The sequence below is a fragment of the Bacillus sp. FSL K6-3459 genome (assembly GCF_038003305.1).
Classification (GTDB): domain Bacteria; phylum Bacillota; class Bacilli; order Bacillales; family Bacillaceae; genus Bacillus; species Bacillus pumilus_O.
The window spans coordinates 689,989-708,127 of sequence record NZ_JBBOOW010000001.1 but is presented as its reverse complement, the minus strand read 5'-3'; the positions used below and the strand labels follow the sequence as shown (position 1 = coordinate 708,127).

The window sequence follows — 18,139 nt, the reverse complement described above, 5'->3', positions numbered from 1 at the left end:
AAGAAAATATTTTCATGTTGGAGGGCACATCGCATGATATTGGACAAGCTGGTAAACGAATACTTCGAAGATTTAAATAAGAATGACCTGCATATTATTAAAACGATTCACGATCATCTTGAAGAAATGAAGACAATGAAAATTCAGGATCTTGCTCGGTATGCTCACACTTCCATCTCCTCCATCCATCGACTTGCCAAGAAAATAGGTTTCGACGGCTACAGTGACTTAAAATCTTATGTGAAATTAAATCATCTTACTGAAGAATCAACACAGGATTTAATGAAGCTGCTCGATCAAGATATCCGGCAGACAAGAAAATATATGGAGCAGCTGGACTTTCATCAATTAAATCAACTGATTGACCACGCACCGTATATTTATATTTATGGTACAGGAACTGCACAGCTCGATTTAGCCAATGATGTACAACGACAGCTATGGTCACTGCATAAGAAATCTCAAGTATTACGAAGCAAGAGAGACTTAACAGATGGAATCATTGAATTTGGTGAGGATGACCTTTTATTTATCATTTCTTTATCGGGCGAATCGAAGGATTTAGATGAAATCATTCAATTGGTGAAAACGAGACATGTCAAATTTATCAGTATGACCACATTAAGAAATAACCTTCTTGCACAAAATGCTATGTTTAACATCTATGTAAGTAGCACCCCGTTTCCTTTGTATAACAAAGTGGACAACTCAAGCTTTCTGCCATTTTACATTGTGGTAGATATGATCGTCAGAAAATTTAGTGAGTGGAAATGGAACCAATTAAATAATAGGAACTAAAATTAACAAGCACACATTCTTGGAGACAAATGGTGAATGATTAAATATTTCTTCACAAAAAAAGAGAGACACTTTTGTCTCTCTCAAAAAACACCAAAGTATTTTTCTGAAATAAGTGATGACTGCTCCATGCTATTCAGCAGTATAATGCCCCGCAAGCAGTTCATCAAACGAATCCGCTAATTTGAAATCCGTCTCATATTCAAGATCAAAGTAATGCACCGGCGGATGTTCCTTTGTTTCTCTATAATCTAATGCGATCCACGTATGACCATCCCCACAAATGAGCACAAGTCCCTCAGGCAATTCCCATTCTTCTATTAAATAATCACTATCCATGATCCCTTCGCCTTTGGCAATTCCTCTTAAATGATCAAATGACACATGATCCTCTGCCCATCCATTTGGCTGGTTCGTTGGAAAGGCGTTATGCAGGGTATAACCGCCATTTTGTTCGAGGATAAGCTTCTTATATGTATCAGGCAAGATGACGCCTAGCTTCTTTTCTGCTTTTGCAATACCTTTCTCATTGATTTTCTTAAATGTCTCTTCGCTTTCTATGTCTTTATCCCAAAATGATTTCAAATAAATTACCTCCAAATGTTATTCCTATCTCATTTTACCATTTGGGGCAACTAGTTTAATAGTCCTATTCATAGAAAAAAGAGAAGGGCATCCCCTCCTCTTTTTCATCATGATTGTTCTTGATTTCTCGCTTCAAATTCATCTAGCATTGCACGCACTTCATCTGTTGAGGATGTGTTCATTAATTGGTTTCTTAGGAAGCTCGCTCCTCTGAATCCTTTTACATAAATCTTAAAGAAACGGTGCAGTGCCTTGAAAGGGCGCAAGCCTAGTGATGAGTATTGATCATGAAGATCAAGATGTAATCTTAAAAGACCAAGCAGTTCATCACTTGTATGCTCCTTCGGCTCTTTTTCAAAGGCAAATGGGTTATGGAAAATCCCACGTCCAATCATCACACCATCCACTCCATACTGTTCAGCAAGCTTTAAGCCCGTTTGACGATCAGGAATATCACCATTGATCGTCAAAAGCGTATCAGGTGCTACTTCATCACGAAGTTTTATAATCTCAGGAATGAGCTCCCAATGCGCATCCACCTGGCTCATTTCCTTTCTAGTACGAAGGTGAATCGATAAGTTCACAATGTCTTGCTCCAAAATGTGTCTGAGCCAATCGTGCCATTCATCAACCTCTGTAAAACCAAGTCTTGTTTTGACGCTAACGGGTAATCCCCCTGCTTTTGCCGCTTGAATCAGCTCTGCCGCAACATCTGGGCGAAGAATCAATCCACTGCCCTTCCCGTTTTGTGTGACATTCGGGACAGGACAGCCCATATTAATATCAAGCCCCTGAAAACCTAATTCCGCCATTCCAATGCTCATCTGTCTAAAGTTCTCAGGCTTGTCGCCCCAAATATGAGCAACAATCGGCTGCTCATCCTCTGTAAAGGTTAATCGTCCCTTCACACTTTGAATCCCATCAGGATGGCAATAGCTCTCACTATTCGTAAACTCTGTGAAAAACACATCAGGTCTCGCCGCCTCACTCACAACATGACGAAACACAACATCTGTCACTTCTTCCATTGGTGCTAATATAAAAAATGGCCGCGGTAAATCACGCCAGAAATTTTTACTCATCTTTCGTTCAATTCCTCTCATGACATAGCGCCTAAAGGGCATGTCCTTCTGTAAATTCTTTCAGCAATTTTTATCATTATATACTTTAATATGAACTAGGCAAAATTGCAAAAAAGGACATTTCAAAACCAAATACGGGGTAAAGATTAATTTTCGACCTATAATTATCGTTTTGTATTCAGGTGAAGGGACGCTAAAATAAAAATATCCCGATATCGGTGTTATATCACGAAATCGGGATGCTTCAATACATTATGACTGTTGAATCACGAGACTAGCCACGCACTCCACATGACTCGTATGCGGAAACATATCCACAGGCTGCACTTCCTCCGTCACATACCCACCATCCTCAAGAATTCGCAAATCACGAGCTAGCGTCCCAGGATTACAGGACACATAAACAACGCGGTTTGGTTTCATTTTTAAAATAGTGTCAAGCAGTGCCTCGTCACAGCCTTTTCTTGGTGGATCGACGACGAGGGTGTCTGCTTTGATGCCTTCTTTGTACCAGTTTGGGATAACAGTTTCTGCTTCGCCGACTGCGAATTCGACGTTGTTGATTCCGTTTAAGGCAGCGTTGCGTTTTGCGTCTTCAATTGCTTCTGGCACAATTTCTACGCCATATACTCTGCCCGCTTTTTGTGCGAGAAACAAGGAAATCGTACCGATTCCGCAATACGCATCGATGACGGTTTCTTCGCCTTGCAGTTCGGCATATTCAAGTGCTTTGTCGTAAAGTACTTTTGTTTGAGCTGGGTTTACTTGATAAAATGAGCGGGCTGAAATAGCAAATTTGATGTCGCCAATTGTGTCATAAATGTATTCTTCTCCCCATAAAATGGTCGTTTCATCTCCGAAAATGACATTTGTCTTCTTTGAATTCACGTTTTGCACAATTGACCGAACATGCGGGAAGCGTGCTATAATCTGCTCAATCACTTGCTGTTTTTGCGGGAATTCAGCCGTTCTTGTGACAAAAACGACCATCATCTCACCTGTTGCAATGCCGTAGCGAACCATGACATGGCGAAGCCAGCCTTTATGACGTTCTTCGTTATATGCTTTGATACCGAACGCTTGGCATATTTCTTTGACAGCTTGAACGACTTCATCGTTTTCTGATTGCTGGATCAAACATTTTTCCATATCAATGATTTCATGGGTACGCTGCTGATAAAATCCTGCAACAAGTCCGCCTTCACGTTCGCCAACTGGAACTTGTGCTTTGTTTCGGTAATTCCATGGATTTTCCATTCCGAGCACAGGATGAACTTTTACACGGCTCATATCAAGTTTGCCGATCCGCTCTAAAACGTCCTTCACTTGTTTCTGTTTAAATAGCAGCTGGCCTTCATAGCTCATGTGCTGAATTTGACAGCCTCCGCACTGCTTATAGATAGGACATGGCGCATCTTGCCTATGCTGACTTTCCTTTGTCAGCTCCATGAGTCGCCCAAAAGCAAATCCTTTTTTCACACGTGTGACTTTGATTTTCCCTTGTTCGTCTGGAAGGGCATTCGGTACAAAGACAGGGAATCCTTCAATTTTCGCTACACCTGCACCTTCGTGCGTCAAGTCTTCGAAGGTTACATTGTAGTATTCATTCTTTTCAACAGGCGGTTTCATTTTCACCAATTTTATCACCTCATTTGCAAAGAAAAACTTGGCGCCATAAGGAACCAAGTTCAATCTCTACCCTATTTTTTCAGCTGTTGCTTTTGGCACAATAAATTCTATATGACGATACAGATTTTCAAATTCACCTGGCAGCATGCCGCCGTATTCTCCATCTAAATTCAATTGCATTTTATCTTTTACATCTACTTTTACGCGGTTCGCTTTTGCGTAGATGACATTGTTATCATGAATATGCTCGCCTCGAAGTGCAAGGCTGACTACTCGAATGGCTTCTGCTAGGTTGACCTTCTTTAAAATAATCAGGTCAAACATCCCATCATCTAAAACGGAATCTGGCGCTAGCTTTTCAAAGCCGCCTACTGAGTTTGTGAGTGAAACAAGAAACAGCATGATTTCTCCATGAAACAATTTGCCGTCATATTCAATTTCGACTTCTGTCGGGCGGATCGAAGGAAGCATCTCCATGCCTTTTAAATAATACGCAAGCTGTCCAAGCATTGTCTTCAGCTTACTAGGCACTTCATAAGTGAGCTCTGTTAACCGGCCGCCTCCTGCAATATTAATAAAATAATGGCCATTGACTTTACCGATATCAAGCGGCTTCGCTACACCATCTATAATGGCATCTGTTGCTTTTAAAACACCTTCTCGTGGAATACCAAGTGCTCTTGCGAAGTCATTTGTTGTTCCAACCGGAATAATTCCTAGTTTTGGTCTTTTTTCAAGCGGGGCTAGTCCGTTGACGACTTCATTGATCGTGCCGTCTCCACCTGCTGCTACAATTAAATCAAAGTCTCTCTGTGCGGCTTTTTCAGCTGCTTGTGTCGCATCTCCTGCACATGTCGTTGCATGACAAGATGTTTCATAGCCAGCTTGTTCAAATTTTTGCAAAACCTGCGGCAAATTCTTCTTGAAGATTTCACGCCCAGATGTCGGATTGTATATAATTCGAGCACGTTTCATTCATCATCATCCTATATTCATTATGCAATCTATTTTCACCACTAACAACCTTTAATTATACTATGAGATTTGAAAATGGCAACAGAACAACCACCTAATATTAGAAATCTCTTGCCACATTTACCTCAGCAAGAAAGCATTCTGATAAGATAAAAGAAAACGCTGTAAAGGATGGTTTGCGATGAAAAAGCCTGTCTATTTTAATCATGATGGCGGTGTTGATGATCTCGTTTCGTTATTTCTTCTCCTTCAAATGGAACACCTGAAAGTGATCGGGACGTCTGTTATTCCTGCTGATTGCTATTTAGAGCCCGCTCTCAGTGCATCTCAAAAAATCATTGATCGATTTAGCCCTTATGACATTGAAGTCGCTGCTTCAAATTCTAGAGGCGTCAATCCTTTTCCGAAAGAGTGGCGCATGCATGCTTTTTATGTGGATGCCTTACCTATTTTAAACGAGAAAGGCACTGTTGATACAAATGTGTCCAAGCTTCCAGCACACCTTCATTTAATCGAAACCGTTAAAAAGGCAGCAGAACCTGTCACGCTACTCTTTACAGGCCCGCTCACAGATCTTGCTCGCGCTTTAGAAGAAGATCCTTCCATCTCTAATAAAATTGAAAAATTGGTATGGATGGGCGGTACGTTTCTTGCAAAAGGGAATGTGGAGGAACCCGAGCATGATGGGACAGCAGAATGGAATGCATTTTGGGACCCTTATGCTGTCAGCACCGTCTTCAAGGAACGCTTTCCTATTGATATGGTCGCACTTGAAAGCACAAATCAAGTTCCACTTACACTTGATGTGCGTCAGCGCTGGGCTTCCCTTCGTTCTCACATTGGGATTGATTTTATTGGACAGTGTTACGCCTTTTGTCCACCGCTCATTCATCATGAAACAAATTCGACGTATTACTTATGGGACGTACTCACTACGATGACGCTTGCTTCTTCAACATTTACTCATTCAAAAGAAGTGAACGCAATCGTTTATACCGACACACCAAAGCAAGGACGTACCGAAGAGCACCCAGATGGAAAGTCAATACAAGTGATTGATTATGTTGATCGTGATGCCTTTTTTCACGCATTTGAAGAGCTCATGAGAAAAGCTGTTTGTCGGATTTCAACATAAAAAAAGCCCCGCCAATAGACGGGGCTGCCAATAGACGGGGCTTCCTCTTATTCTTCTTCAGCGTACTTTTTCTTACGTCTGAACTTGCTTAAAATTTCATACACGATTGGGACGATGACCAATGTGAGAAGTGTAGAACTTGTTAAACCACCAATGACGGTGACGCCAAGTCCTTTTGATACGATCTGGCTTCCGCCTTCAAATCCTAATGCAAGTGGCAGCAGTGCACCAATCGTTGCAAGTGCCGTCATTAAGATTGGTCGTAGTCTTGTTGTACCTGCTTCCAGTAATGCTTCTCTTGTTGAAAGACCTTCGTTTTCTTTATGAATAACGCGGTCAATGAAGACAATGGCATTTGTCACAACGATCCCGATCAGCATAAGCAATCCTATCATGGCATTTAAGCTGATGGTTTCTTTTGCTATAAATAGTCCGACAAGTGCACCAATTACCGTAAATGGTAGTGAGAATAGAATCGCAAATGGTGCAAGACCTCCGCCAAATGTGATGACGAGAACGAGGTACACAATGGCAATTGCTGCAAGCATTGCGAGACCAAGCTGTGTAAAGGATTCCTGAATATCCGCACTTACGCCACCTGTGTCAATCGTTACGCCCGATTTCACATCAAGCTTGTCGACTTTCTTCTGAACATCCTGCGTTACACTTGAGACGTTGTCTGTTGTCATGTCACCAGACACTTCTGCGTAGATTTTCCCATCACGTTTTGTCACTGTATTTGCTGTCGTACCATCTTTTACTTTTACGACATCACCAATTCGGACTTCTTGTCCTGTAGGAGTTGTGATTTTTTTATTTTCTAAATCTTTTTTGCTCTTATATTCGTCTTTTTCAGTTTGAAGCTTTACATCAAGTTCTTTGCCGTCCTCTGTGACTTTCGTTAGCGTTGTTTCGCTATTTTGAGGAGCAATTGCTTGAGCGATTTGTGAAGCAGTTAAACCTAGCTTCGCCAGTTTTTCTTGATCTGCATTAAACGTATATTCGTCGTATTTCTCAGATAAGCTTGTGCTGACATTTTTTAAGTTTTTCTCATCTTTTAAGATGTTCTCGACATCTTTTACTGTGCCTTCAATATCGCTTACTTTGTCACCGTAGACGTAGTACGTTACAGTATTGCTTGCGCCAGCAGACGAGAAGTCTTGTGATTTCCATTCCCCTTTAGACGTTTTGTCTTGCAGTGCTTTCGTTACTTTATCTTTTTCTTTATCAAAGTTTGGCGTGTCATCGTCATATTGTACGAAGAATAACGCACCATTAGAGTTGCCCCCTACACTTGCTGTCATAGGATTTGAAGAACCTAGTGAATATTGAACAGTATTGACATGGTCACGTTTGATCAAATATTCTTCTGCTTTTTTCGTTTCATCGATTGCTTGCTCTCTCGTTTGTCCCGGCTCAGGTGTATATGTCACCATCGCCGTCTTTTCGGCTTGCTGTGGTAAGAAGCTGACACCGACAAGTGGTGCTAAGAATAAGCTTCCGACAAGCATAAGGATGGCAATTCCTGATGTGATCCATTTATGGTTCAGCGTCCAGTTGAGTACACGTCTATAACCGCCGGCAAGCTTACTTGGTTTATGCTCTTTCACTTTTTTCGCTGTGCCATACAGGTTCTTTTTAAATAGACTGTGTGCCATCATTGGAACAATCGTAATGGCAACAAGCAGTGAAGCAAGTAAAGCAAACACAATCGTTAGCGCAAATGGGATGAATAGCTCACCAATCATTCCGCCTACTAATGCTAATGGTAAGAATACCGCAATTGTGACAATCGTCGAAGACATAATTGGGATAAACATTTCTTTTGTGGCTTCTCTGACGAGTGCCTTGCCTTTTAACGGTTCATCCTTTAACGCCATTCGTCGATAGATATTTTCTATGACCACAATCGAGTCATCGACCACACGCCCAATGGCAACGGTCATGGCCCCAAGTGTCATGATATTTAATGTGATATCAAGCTGATTTAATAATAAAACAGCAATCAACAGGGATAACGGAATAGAGATGACCGAAATTAATGTTGATTTGATATCTCGAAGGAACAACATAATGATAATAATCGCAAAGATTGCTCCAATGATCGCCTTGTTCAGCATTGTGCTGACAGATTCTTTAATCGGCTCTGCTTGATCATATGTCGTGCTGACTTTGATTCCTTTATTGTCTTTTTTGAATTTCTCAAGCTCTTTCGTCACTTCTTCTGCCACACTCACAGTGTTGGCATCAGAACCTTTGACAATTTGCAGACCGATGCTGTCTTTTCCATTCGTTCTAGAAATCGATTCTGCCTCTTTTACTACTTTAATATCCGCAATGTCAGAGAGCTTGATCGTTGGCAGTTCTACAGATTGACCGCTTGCTGCCCCTGCACCAGGTTGCTGCTGAGCTGCTGCCTGCTGCTGACTTGCATTTCCAGCCTGCTGCTCTGCACCTTGCGCACCTGGGTTTTCAGCGCCGCTAGATGGTGCTCCAGCTCCAGCGCTTGCACTTGGTGTGACAGGGATTCGCATGTTTTTCAAATCTTTGACGCTTAAGATATTGCCGTCCACGACAACTGATTTTTGTTTGTTGCCAAATGTGTATAGACCTAATGGTACATTGACATCAGAGCCTTTGATCATGTTTTGGACGGTTTCTTCATCTAAACCGTATTCTTTCAATTTCTTTTGTTTAAAAGAAAATTCTACTTCTTTGATTTGCTGTCCTGAAGCTTCAACAGAAGAGACACCGTCTAATCCTTCAATGGAAGGAACAAGGTCGTTTTCTACTTTCTGTGTAAGGTCTTCTAATGATTCTTTATCACCAGAGACACTGATTGCTAAGATTGGAATTGCGTTAATGCTAAAGCGTGCGATTTTTGGTTTTTCTGCATTTTCTGGAAAATTGATATTGCTAATCGCATCTTCAATTTCCTTCTTTGCTTCATCCATGTCTTTATTGTAATCGTACTCGATTTGAATAGATGAGGCATTTTCAAATGAATTGGATGTGACAACATTGACTCCGTTGAGGTTTTGAATAGACTTCTCAATCGGGTTGGTCACCTTATCTGATACTTCGTCCGGCGTTGCGCCAGAATACGTTGTAGAAACCGTAATGACTGGAGTGTTAATATTCGGGATTGATTCTTGTTTCATATTCAATCCGGCATATAGACCAGCAACTGTTACGATAATCGTCATGAGCCATACAGCGAACTTATTCTTTAATACAAAATTGATGATCGAATTCATTATGTCCTCCATTTTCCTTTATGTATTGACTGACTGGTCATTCTATATCATAATAAACGGTGATATACAATGCCGTCAACCATTTCACTTGCGTTTGACGTAACATTCTAAAGCTGAAGGGGCCTTATTTCATGAACGAAAAAAAAGAAAAAATCATTAAAGCAAGCATCCAGTTGTTTGCGAAAAAGGGTTTTTCTTCTACGACCATTCAGGAAATTGCAGATGAGTGCGGAATATCAAAAGGCGCATTTTATTTACATTTCAAATCAAAAGAACAGCTTTTCAATCGCGCCTTTGAATATTATATCGACACATCCATGCAAAGTATTGAAACGATTCGAAAAGAGAATCAGCATCTCGCGCCGAGAGAGATCTTCCAGAAGCAAATCGCTGAACAGTTTCAGCATTTTGCTGAGAACAAGGATTTTATCATTTTGATCCTCAGTGAGAACATTATTCCAGAAAACCAGCAAATTAAAAAGTATTCAAAAACTGTGAAAAAACAAATGAATGATGAAATTCAAATTTCCATCTTGACCACTTATGGACAGGAGATCGAACCATATATAACTGACCTGTCAGTCATGATTCAAGGAATCATCCAATCGTATGTGCAGGTGCTGCTTTTACAAGATCAGATGCAATTATCATTTGATGAGCTCTCTTCCTTTATACTCGAACGGTTTGATGATTTGGTTCAAGGTATGCTTCGCTCTAAGACGAAACCTATTTTAAAGCCAACCATTTGGGATGATGATGCGCCGAGTGCTACTTCCCTTCAAGAAGAGCTTCGTTTGTTAAAGCTTGAGCATTTGCTTTCTGATGATACCCTTGTATCCATTGAAGTCATTGAAGAAGAACTGGCGAAAGCTAAGCCTCGTAAACCAGTCATTCAAGGGATGCTGACGAATTTAGAAAAGTGTGAGGACCCTGCTGTCATAAGAGTAGTCGAACAATTGAAGCTGTTTCTTTCATAACTTTACGCGCTGTTTTTCCGGTTCGTTCACCTTTATCCCCCTTCGAATGTGCACTTTCGCTTATGCTTCATTATAAGAAAAGAATCTCCGAATTGATATACGGCGGTGGTCTGAATCTATGATAAGACCCTGTCAGTTCAAATAAAAAAACCGCCTCTTCTCATGAGGCGGTTTTTTGCTATTTAGCGTTTTTTGATTTCTTCTAGGAGAATCTTGTTGACCATCGGCGGGTTTGCTTGACCCTTCGATGCTTTCATGATTTGTCCGACTAAGAAACCAATCGCGCGGTCTTTTCCATTTCTAAAGTCTTCGATAGATTGCGGGTTGTTATCAAGTGCTTCTGTGACAAGTTTGAGCAGAGCACCTTCGTCAGAAATTTGGACAAGTCCTTTTTCTTTGACGATTGTTTCTGCGTCTCCCCCATTTTCAATCAGCTCTTTGAATACCTTTTTGGCAATCTTAGAAGAAATCGTTCCTTTTTCGATGAGCTTGATCATGCCAGCTAGGCCTTGCGGCGTTAGCTTTGTATCTTCCAGCTCTTTTTGAGCTGAGTTTAAGTAGGCAGATACTTCACCCATTAGCCAGTTTGAAGCTTGCTTCGCTTCTGCACCTTCTGTAATGGTTGCTTCAAAGAAATCAGACATTTCTTTTGTCAGCGTCAGCACCATCGCATCGTATGCAGGAAGCCCCAGATCATCGATGTAACGTTTGCGGCGCTCGTCTGGAAGCTCTGGGATCGATGCTCTTACGCGTTCTTTCCACTCGTCATCAATGTACAGCTCCACCAAATCCGGTTCTGGGAAATAGCGGTAATCATCAGAACCTTCTTTGACACGCATGAGGATCGTCTTTTTAGATGCTTCGTCATAGCGGCGCGTTTCTTGTTCGATCAAGCCGCCAGAAAGCAATACTTGCTCTTGGCGTTTCTCTTCGAATTCAAGACCTTTTTGTACGAAAGCAAATGAGTTCAAGTTCTTGAGCTCTGTTTTCGTTCCAAACTCTTCACGGCCGATCGGACGAAGTGAAATGTTGGCATCACAGCGAAGTGAGCCTTCTTCCATCTTACAGTCAGATACGCCTGTATATTGAATAATGGATTTTAGTTTTTCTAAGTACGCATATGCTTCTTCTGGTGTGCGAATGTCTGGCTCAGATACGATTTCAACAAGCGGTGTGCCTTGACGGTTGAAATCGACAAGTGAATATCCGTCGCCTGTATGCGTCAGTTTACCTGCATCCTCTTCCAAATGGAGACGCGTAATACCGATTCGTTTCGTTTTGCCTTCTACTTCAATTTCAATCCAGCCGTTTTCACCGATCGGTTTATCAAATTGAGAAATTTGATACGCCTTTGGGTTATCAGGATAGAAGTAGTTTTTACGGTCAAATTTTGTATCTGTTGCGATCTCGCAGTTTAGCGCCATGGCTGCTTTCATTGCAAAGTTCACCGCTTCTTTGTTCAACACAGGCAGTACGCCAGGATATCCAAGGTCGATGACACTTGTTTGCGTGTTGGCAGCTGCACCAAAAGGTGTCGGCGAGCTGGAGAAAATTTTTGATTGTGTTTTTAGCTCAACGTGGACTTCAAGTCCAATTACCGTTTCAAAGTTCATTCTGATTCACCCCTTACAGTTCAGGTTTTGCTTTATGATGATCTGTTGCTTGCTCGAAAGCGTGAGCCACGCGGTAAACCGTTCCTTCATCAAAGTGCTTACCAATGATTTGTAGTCCTAACGGAAGACCGTTGGCAAATCCACAAGGCACACTGATTCCTGGAACGCCTGCAAGGTTCACAGGAATCGTTAAAATATCGTTCGCGTACATCGTTAGTGGATCGCTTGTCTTTTCACCAATCTTAAACGCAGGAGTTGGTGTTGTTGGTCCTACAATGACATCATACTTTTCAAAAACATCTTCGAAGTCTTTTTTGATCAATGTACGGACTTTTTGCGCCTTTTTATAGTATGCATCATAATATCCTGAGCTAAGAGCGAATGTGCCAAGCATGATGCGGCGTTTCACTTCGTTTCCAAAGCCTTCAGAACGAGTATTTTTATATAAATCAATTAGGTTTTCTGCATTATCTGTACGGTAGCCATAACGGATGCCGTCAAAACGCGCAAGGTTTGCAGATGCTTCTGAAGAAGACAGCAAGTAGTAAGTCGCAAGCGCATATTTAGAATGCGGAAGAGACACTTCTTCCCATGAGGCACCAAGTCCTTCTAATACTTTTAAAGCTTGAAGAACAGACTCTTTTGCTTCTTCGCCAACACCTTCTCCAAGGTATTCTTTTGGCACAGCAATTTTCATGCCTTTGATATCTCCAGTTAATGAAGAAAGAAAATCTGGGACGTCGACATTAGCACTCGTTGCATCCATTTGATCCACACCAGCAATCGATTGAAGAACGTATGCGTTGTCCTCAACGTTACGCGTAATCGGCCCGATTTGATCTAATGAAGAAGCAAATGCGATTAAGCCATATCGAGATACACGGCCATACGTTGGTTTCAGACCCACAACGCCGCAGAAAGATGCCGGCTGGCGAATCGAACCGCCCGTATCTGATCCGAGTGAAAATGGTACTTCACCTGCTGCAACAGAAGCTGCTGAGCCACCACTTGATCCACCTGGAACAGTGTTTAAATTCCAAGGGTTTTTCGTTGCTTTGTAGCCTGAGTTCTCTGTAGAAGATCCCATTGCAAATTCGTCCATATTTAATTTACCGATTGTGACTGCTTCTGCATCTCTTAAACGATTGACAACCGTTGCATCATAAATAGGATCAAAGTTTTGCAGAATTTTACTAGATGCTGTTGTACGTAAATCCTTTGTGACGATGTTATCTTTCACACCGATTGGCATACCAAACAATAGACCAAGCTCGTCCTTTTCACCAACTGCCTCGTCCAATTCCTTTGCATACGCACGAGCCTTCTCTTCGTCCAGTGCAAGGAATGCTTGTACTTTCCCGTCTACTTCATTAATTCGTTTATAAGACTCGTCCACTAAATCAGAAACAGACAGTTCCTTTTTATGTAAAAGCTCTTTTAATTCAGAAATTTTGTGATCAAACAGTGACATGCCTCAGGCCTCCTTTAGTCCAAAATTGATGGCACACGAATATAGCCGTCTTTATGATCAGGCGCGTTTTTGATGACTGCCTCAATGGAAAGACCTTTATTCGGAACATCTTCTCTCATGACGTTTTTCATTTTTAATACGTGTGTTGTTGGTTCAACGTTTTCCGTATCTACCTCGTTTAACTGCTCTGCAAATGAAATGATGCTATCAAGCTGTTCTGTAAACATCTCAGCTTCTTCTTCTGTAATGGCAAGCCGTGCTAAATGCGCCACGTGCTTTACTTCTTCTATTGAAATTCTAGACATGCAGGTTCACCTCCAAAAATGATACGTGTTCGTGGTCATGATCATAAGTCATATACACTTTATCATATCAAATTTTACTGTTCTAAAGCAACTTTACGCAGGGGCTGTAAGAGGCCTTTTCTCTCGAAGCATCATTGTGATTCATCTGATGAAAGAAAATAGGCATGCGGACACTTTTTATTTTCAGAAAATTTTTACTTTTAATCCCTTTTGTAAGCGCATACAATCCGATTCGTATCAATGATCTGTCCGTTTTTTCTTCCAAATAGGAAGGTTTAAGAAGGTTGATCACTTGGGAATACTCTGTTAGGTTAAGTAACCATAGCAGTGAGAAGGGCATTCGATCAAAAAAACAGCCCTGACACTTCTGTATATTTTGATTGAGGTGATGTCAAATTAATACGAAAAAGGTGAGAACAAAAAATGAGTATTGAAGTTACTATTTCCTTATCTATTTATTTTATCGGGATGCTTGCCATCGGTTGGTATGCATTTAGGAAAACACATGATTTAAATGATTATATGCTTGGCGGACGCGGACTTGGTCCATTCGTTACAGCTCTTTCAGCAGGTGCTGCGGATATGAGCGGGTGGATGCTGATGGGTGTACCAGGTGAAATGTATAAAACAGGTTTATCGACTACCTGGCTTGCGATTGGTCTCATTGTCGGTGCTTACTTGAACTATCTCATTCTTGCACCTCGTTTACGTTCTTATACAGAGATTGCTGATGATGCCATTACGATTCCTGATTTCTTCGATAAACGATTCAAAGGATCATCTTCTTTATTAAAAGCTGTATCAGCTGTCATCATTTTAATTTTCTTTACGCTGTATACATCGTCTGGGATGGTTTCAGGCGGACGTTTATTTGAGTCAGCATTTGGTGCACATTACATGTTTGGACTGATTTTGACGTCAAGTATTGTGATTTTGTATACATTGTTTGGTGGATTCCTGGCAGTGAGCTTAACGGACTTTGTCCAAGGAGCTATCATGTTTTTAGCATTAGTGCTCGTGCCGATCGTTGCCTTTACACAATTAGGTGGACCTGTTGCCACATTCCAAGATATTCAACAGATTGACCCTAAATTGCTTGATATTTTTAGAGGAACGAGCGTCATTGGCATTATATCCTTCCTCGCTTGGGGACTAGGTTACTTTGGACAGCCGCATATTATCGTGCGCTTTATGGCGATTACGTCTGTCAAAGACTTAAAACCAGCACGCCGTATCGGAATGAGCTGGATGATTATTTCAGTGATTGGTTCACTGTCTGTCGGTTTAGTTGGTGTTGCTTATGTACATGAAACGGGTATGAACCTTGCTGACCCAGAAACCATCTTTATCGTCTTTTCTAAAGTATTGTTCCACCCATATATCACTGGATTTTTACTTTCTGCCATTTTAGCAGCAATTATGAGTTCAATTTCGTCTCAGCTGCTTGTTACGGCAAGTGCGATGACAGAGGATTTATACAGAACGTTCTTTAGAAAAAAAGCATCTGATAAAGAGCTCGTGATGATTGGCCGTATGTCTGTACTCGTTGTCGCTGTGATTGCCCTTTGTCTTTCACTTAACCCAAGTGACACCATTCTTGACCTTGTTGGTTATGCGTGGGCAGGTTTTGGATCTTCATTTGGTCCAGTCATCTTACTTTGCCTATACTGGAAGCGAATGAATCATCATGGTGCCCTTGTTGGGATGATTGTTGGTGCGGTAGTCGTTCTCACATGGATCACGACAGGCCTTAACCACGCAACAGGTATTTATGAAATGATTCCTGGCTTTACGTTAAGTGGTTTAGCTGCCATTATTGTGAGCTTAATGACCAGCAAGCCAACAAAAGCATCAAAACAATTGTTTAGCCAAATGGAAGATCATCTTGAAGAAGAAACAAAATAAACAACATGAAGGGTCATCTGCCTTAAGCGGATGACTCTCTTTTTTAAATAAAATGCTTTTCTTTCTCCCATTTCTGAATAAAATAGAAGTTGTGCAGCCATATGGGCTGTGAGAAGATCATATACATGATGTGAAACGTACATGAAGTGAAGGAGCGATACGCATGTTTTGGACGATTGAATGGGATACAGTCTTAAAATTAGCCGTGGCCACTTTAATCGGTTTGATTATTGGGCTTGAACGCGAGCTGAAGAAAAAGCCGCTCGGCTTAAAAACGTGTATTGTCATTGCTGTCAGCTCCTGCGTGTTAACCATCATCAGCATTGATGCGGCCTACAATTTCCCTCGAGTCTCTAGACTTCAAATGGACCCACTCAGGTTACCGGCGCAAATTATATCTGGTGTTGGCTTTATTGGAGCAGGTGTAATTCTGCGAAAAAGCAATGATGTCATCTCAGGTCTCACGACTTCTGCGATGATCTGGGGAGCAGCAGGACTTGGGGTTGCAACAGGTGCAGGATTTTATAAAGAAGCCTTCCTCAGTCTTTTCTTTATACTGATTAGTGTCGAATTTCTACCGTGGCTCTTCCAGCGGATCGGGCCAATTCGCTTACAGGAAAAAGAAATCCGCATCAGAATGTCTCTTTCTGATCGAAACCGTATGACGGATATTTTAAAAGAAATGAAAGCCCTCAATATTCGCATTCATTCTGTTCGTATTGATGATTTAACAGAAAAGAACTATCCAATTATGGAAGTGCGCGTACGCGTGCATAAAGATCGCTATACAACCGATGTGTATTTTGATATAAAAGATCTAGAAGGCGTCGTTGGCGTGAAGTGTGATACGGTATAAAAGGTGATGAGGCAAAAGTCTCATCACCTTTTTTTATGGGAAAAGGGGTTGAACCATCGCCTTTATTCAAATAAAATACAAATTATGAAATAAATGATAAAGGGGATTTTTCATGGGCTCTATGGATCGTAAAAAACGTATTTTTCTGATGAGTGGGATTCTAGCAGTACTCGTATTCGCTGCTTTATTGACCTCACATTATGTCACTCCCGTGTCGACAAATGCAGCAGACAAGAAACAAACGAAAGCACCTAAAAATATTATTTTTATCGTTGGCGATGGAATGGGGATGCCCGTGATCAAAGCCTACCGAACATTCAAGCAAGAAAAGCTTGGTTCTCCAAAAGCACAAACCGTCTGGGACCCGTATTTAGTCGGGATGCAGACCACACACCCAGATGATCCTCGAGATAATATTACCGACTCAGCTGCCGCAGCCACGGCCATGGCGACTGGAAAAAAGACATACAATGATGCCATCGCCGTCAACCAAGAAAAAGAACCTCTTAGAAGTGTCGTTGAAGCAGCAAAGGAAGCACAAATGAAAACCGCCTTTGTTGTCTCGTCTGACATCACCGATGCGACACCTGCCGCTTTTGGCACACATAACGTCTCCCGAAAAAACAAAGAACAAATTGCAGACCACTTTTTTGATGAGAAAATAGATGGAGAGCACAAAGTTGACATCCTTCTAGGTGGCGGAATGCAATATTTTGACCGAAAAGACCGTGATCTTGTGAAAGAATTTAAGAAGAGCGGGTATTCCATTCTAAGGTCAAAAGATGATTTAACCTCCCAATCATCTGCGAAAATGCTCGGCTTATTCCAGGAGGACGAGCTGGATCGAGCCATCGATCGTCCAAAGCATGTGCCTACTTTAAAAGACATGACGCAGGCAGCATTGACCCAATTAAATCAAGACAATTCTCATGGGTTTTTCATGTTGCTTGAAGGCAGTACCATTGATTCTGCTGGACATGAAAATGATGTGGTCGGCGCCATGAGTGAAATGGAGGATTTTGAGAAAGCAGTCCAAGCGGCTCTTCAATTCGCTAAAAAGGATCAAGAAACCCTCGTCGTCATCACAGCAGATCATGCGACTGGCGGCTTTTCGTTTGGTGCAGACGGCATGACAAGTGAGACCGGCTATAGATGGGACCCAGCCCCCATTCTAGCTGCGAAGAAAACACCTGTGTATATGGCAAAGAAAATCGCAGGCGGACAATCGGTACGTGATGTCCTTCACACCAATATTGATTTCACGCTCACAAAAGAGGAAATCTCTCAGGTGGAGAAAGCAGCACAATCAGGGAAGGCCAGTACGATTCAGCTCAGCATTCAACACATCTTTGATCACCGTTCTTTCTCAGGCTGGACAACCTTTGCTCATACAGGTGAGGATGTCCCTGTCTATGCATATGGACCTGGGAAAGCAGCATTTCAAGGCTGGATCGATAATACAAAGCAAGGAAAGAACCTGTTCCACATCATTGAATCACCGTCCTCCTATCGCCCATAAAAAACAATCCCCGCCTCATCACATAGGCGGGG

13 protein-coding genes and 1 pseudogene are annotated in these 18,139 nt (G+C 41.7%); 6 read left to right on the top strand and 8 right to left on the bottom strand.

What is annotated here, in order from left to right:
- The first annotated feature begins 33 nt into the window (after positions 1-33).
- Entirely contained in the window at positions 34-798 is a 765-nt protein-coding gene (locus MHI35_RS03340) for a MurR/RpiR family transcriptional regulator (RefSeq protein WP_335349145.1), read from the top strand.
- Between the two features lie 135 nt (positions 799-933).
- On the opposite strand, the pseudogene MHI35_RS03335 reads toward MHI35_RS03340, so the two are convergent.
- From MHI35_RS03335 to MHI35_RS03320, 4 genes and pseudogenes are all read right to left on the bottom strand, one after another.
- Positions 934-1,383: pseudogene (locus MHI35_RS03335) on the bottom strand (SMI1/KNR4 family protein); the annotation flags it as partial.
- A 107-nt stretch (positions 1,384-1,490) separates the two neighbouring features.
- A complete protein-coding gene (locus MHI35_RS03330; protein WP_012009196.1) occupies positions 1,491-2,465 on the bottom strand; it encodes a tRNA dihydrouridine synthase in 975 nt (324 codons plus the stop codon).
- 252 nt (positions 2,466-2,717) lie between these two features.
- Positions 2,718-4,100 (bottom strand): 23S rRNA (uracil(1939)-C(5))-methyltransferase RlmD, encoded by a 1,383-nt coding sequence (gene rlmD, locus MHI35_RS03325; protein ID WP_335349144.1) that lies wholly within the window; start codon positions 4,098-4,100, stop codon positions 2,718-2,720.
- A gap of 60 nt (positions 4,101-4,160) precedes the next feature.
- Entirely contained in the window at positions 4,161-5,069 is a 909-nt protein-coding gene (locus tag MHI35_RS03320; RefSeq protein ID WP_211063763.1) for a diacylglycerol kinase, read from the bottom strand.
- 181 nt (positions 5,070-5,250) lie between these two features.
- Here MHI35_RS03320 and MHI35_RS03315 point away from each other — a divergent pair, with 181 nt between their 5' ends.
- Entirely contained in the window at positions 5,251-6,204 is a 954-nt protein-coding gene (locus tag MHI35_RS03315) for a nucleoside hydrolase (protein ID WP_335349143.1), read from the top strand.
- A gap of 47 nt (positions 6,205-6,251) precedes the next feature.
- On the opposite strand, the gene MHI35_RS03310 is transcribed toward MHI35_RS03315, so the two are convergent.
- On the bottom strand, positions 6,252-9,461 hold the full coding sequence (locus MHI35_RS03310) for an efflux RND transporter permease subunit (RefSeq protein WP_335349142.1): 3,210 nt from the start codon (positions 9,459-9,461) through the stop codon (positions 6,252-6,254).
- Positions 9,462-9,592: 131 nt separating this feature from the next.
- Here MHI35_RS03310 and MHI35_RS03305 point away from each other — a divergent pair, with 131 nt between their 5' ends.
- Entirely contained in the window at positions 9,593-10,438 is an 846-nt protein-coding gene (locus MHI35_RS03305; RefSeq protein ID WP_335349141.1) for a TetR/AcrR family transcriptional regulator, read from the top strand.
- A 182-nt stretch (positions 10,439-10,620) separates the two neighbouring features.
- Here MHI35_RS03305 and gatB read toward each other — a convergent pair whose 3' ends face one another.
- From gatB to gatC, 3 genes are read right to left on the bottom strand one after another with little or no spacing between them, the layout of a single operon-like run.
- On the bottom strand, positions 10,621-12,051 hold the full coding sequence (gene gatB, locus MHI35_RS03300) for an Asp-tRNA(Asn)/Glu-tRNA(Gln) amidotransferase subunit GatB (RefSeq protein WP_012009185.1): 1,431 nt from the start codon (positions 12,049-12,051) through the stop codon (positions 10,621-10,623).
- Between the two features lie 13 nt (positions 12,052-12,064).
- The gene (gatA, locus tag MHI35_RS03295) at positions 12,065-13,522 is read right to left on the bottom strand and encodes an Asp-tRNA(Asn)/Glu-tRNA(Gln) amidotransferase subunit GatA (protein ID WP_144521644.1); all 1,458 of its coding nucleotides are present in this window, start codon (positions 13,520-13,522) and stop codon (positions 12,065-12,067) included.
- Positions 13,523-13,536: 14 nt separating this feature from the next.
- The gene (gene gatC / locus MHI35_RS03290) at positions 13,537-13,827 is read right to left on the bottom strand and encodes an Asp-tRNA(Asn)/Glu-tRNA(Gln) amidotransferase subunit GatC (RefSeq protein WP_003213898.1); all 291 of its coding nucleotides are present in this window, start codon (positions 13,825-13,827) and stop codon (positions 13,537-13,539) included.
- Between the two features lie 423 nt (positions 13,828-14,250).
- Here gatC and putP point away from each other — a divergent pair, with 423 nt between their 5' ends.
- The 3 genes from putP (at position 14,251) to MHI35_RS03275 (ending at position 18,107) form a co-directional block, all read left to right on the top strand.
- Positions 14,251-15,732, top strand: a complete 1,482-nt coding sequence (gene putP, locus MHI35_RS03285) for a sodium/proline symporter PutP (protein ID WP_144521646.1) — start codon at positions 14,251-14,253, stop codon at positions 15,730-15,732.
- A gap of 163 nt (positions 15,733-15,895) precedes the next feature.
- Positions 15,896-16,588 carry an MgtC/SapB family protein gene (locus MHI35_RS03280; protein WP_012009182.1) on the top strand — a complete coding sequence of 231 codons (693 nt, stop codon included), beginning with the start codon at positions 15,896-15,898 and terminating at the stop codon, positions 16,586-16,588.
- Positions 16,589-16,700: 112 nt separating this feature from the next.
- A complete protein-coding gene (locus tag MHI35_RS03275) occupies positions 16,701-18,107 on the top strand; it encodes an alkaline phosphatase (RefSeq protein WP_335349140.1) in 1,407 nt (468 codons plus the stop codon).
- Positions 18,108-18,139: the final 32 nt, after the last annotated feature.